Source organism: Mesorhizobium sp. M1E.F.Ca.ET.063.01.1.1 (genome assembly GCF_003998155.1).
Classification (GTDB): Bacteria; Pseudomonadota; Alphaproteobacteria; order Rhizobiales; family Rhizobiaceae; genus Mesorhizobium.
Genome location: NZ_RZSC01001051.1, coordinates 1 through 1,593, shown reverse-complemented (window position 1 = coordinate 1,593; position 1,593 = coordinate 1). Strand labels below are relative to the sequence as shown.

Annotated in this window: 3 protein-coding genes; 1 reads left to right on the top strand and 2 read right to left on the bottom strand. The window is 62.9% G+C overall.

All coding sequences use genetic code 11. The features are described from left to right. Nucleotides 1-115: 115 nt before the first annotated feature. The gene (locus EOA29_RS35880; protein ID WP_126094449.1) at nt 116-631 is read right to left on the bottom strand and encodes an OsmC family protein; all 516 of its coding nucleotides are present in this window, start codon (nt 629-631) and stop codon (nt 116-118) included. A 68-nt stretch (nt 632-699) separates the two neighbouring features. After that, a complete protein-coding gene (locus EOA29_RS35875; protein ID WP_126094450.1) occupies nt 700-1,125 on the bottom strand; it encodes a GFA family protein in 426 nt (141 codons plus the stop codon). A gap of 158 nt (nt 1,126-1,283) precedes the next feature. On the opposite strand from EOA29_RS35875, the gene EOA29_RS35870 reads away from it, so the two are divergent. Further along, a partial coding sequence (locus EOA29_RS35870; RefSeq protein WP_189479106.1) for a cupin domain-containing protein occupies nt 1,284-1,593 on the top strand: 310 nt, incomplete at its 3' end.

Below are 1,593 nucleotides of genomic sequence, written 5' to 3'. Positions count from 1 at the left end.
CGAGGCGATGGGCTATGTGAAGGGATAGGGCCTGGCGCGACAGGCCGCGCTCAGGCCCCGCCCGGAATCCGCCCGCCAAGGTTTGGATCCCAGGCAACTCGCATTACCGTGTCGCTTACCGCGCGACCCTGTTGAGCTTCACGAAGGTCCTGGGGCTGCGCTGGATGGTCTGGAAGATCACGCAGTAGCGATCGGTGAGCTCCATCAGTTGGGTGAGCCGGTTTTGCGGAGCGTCCGTCTCGATGTCGAAGCGCAAGCGGATCTCCTTGAAGCCGACCGGCACGCCTTCGGTGACGCCCAGCGTACCTCGAAGATCGACGTCGCCCTCGGCGGAGATTTCGGCCGACTTGATCGGAATCTCCAGCACGGCGGCGGCCGCCCGCATCGAAACGCCGGCGCAGGCGATCAGCGCCTCCAGCAGCATGTCGCCGGAACAGAGTTCCTGCCCGCTGCCGCCGGCTTTCGGATGGATGCCGGCCAGCGCAAGGCCGCGGCCGGTCTCGACCTTGCAGGTCACCCTGGAGTCGTCGGCGCTGCCCTTGGCCTTCAGCGTAAGAAGTGCCGCCCGCGCATCCTTGCGATATAGATCCTTGATCGGCTCCTGCGTGGCGCGAAATGTCGCGATGTCCATGCGTATTCTCCTGTCGTGAGATGTGGTTCGTGGAAATCGTGTGTCATCGCTGGGACTACCGCTCGGGACTACTCTGGCACGCTCACCCCGGAGCCTCCGAGCTCGGCCGGAAAATCCTTCAGCTTCGGCAAGCCGTCCTTCATCGGCAGGACAGTCTCGGCGTAGTTGACATGGACCCCCGGCTTGAATTCCACCGTCGGTATCGTCGCCGCATAGACGTCGACCAGTCCGAGCGGCGGATGATCCGTCATCAGGTGACCGCCGCATTTGGTGCAGAACTGGCGGTCGCTCATCTTCGACTTCCTGAAGCCGGACAGGAACTCCGCGCCCTTGGTGACCTTGACGTTCTCCGGCTTCCACAGCGTGAAGGCGTTCACCGGAGACGCCGACCACGAACGACAGGAACTGCAATGGCAATAGCCCATCGCCTCGGCGGTTCCGTGCACTTCGATCTCCACGGCGCCGCAAAAACAGCCGCCCTTGTGTACCGTCATGACTTACATCCTCTTCGTTTGGTTCGACCGCGCCACGCACCCGTTTGAGGCACCACGCAAGCGCTAGTGCGGGTTTAAAGCTTCCGGCAATGAACGGAATGACGCGGCGTCCGCCTCACTTGACAGCGCGTCCGGAACTCGAAAGGGATTGCGCCAGGTTGCTGCGCAACCCGCTGGACGCTGCTATGGCCGGGGACGCTCTGTCTGATCTCTTGAAAACGGTGCGTCTCACCGGCGCGACGTTTTTCGACATAAAGGCCCAGGATCCATGGGCCGTCTGCTCGCCCGCCCCCTCCTCGATATTGCCGAAGATCCTTCCCGGCGCGGATCACCTGATTTCCTACCACGTGCTGACGAGCGGCCGTTGCTTCGCCCGCATCATCGGCAAGGAGGCGATCGTCGTGGAGGCCGGCGAAGTCGTGGTCTTCACCAGAAGCGACCCGCATATCATGTCGAGCAATCCCGACC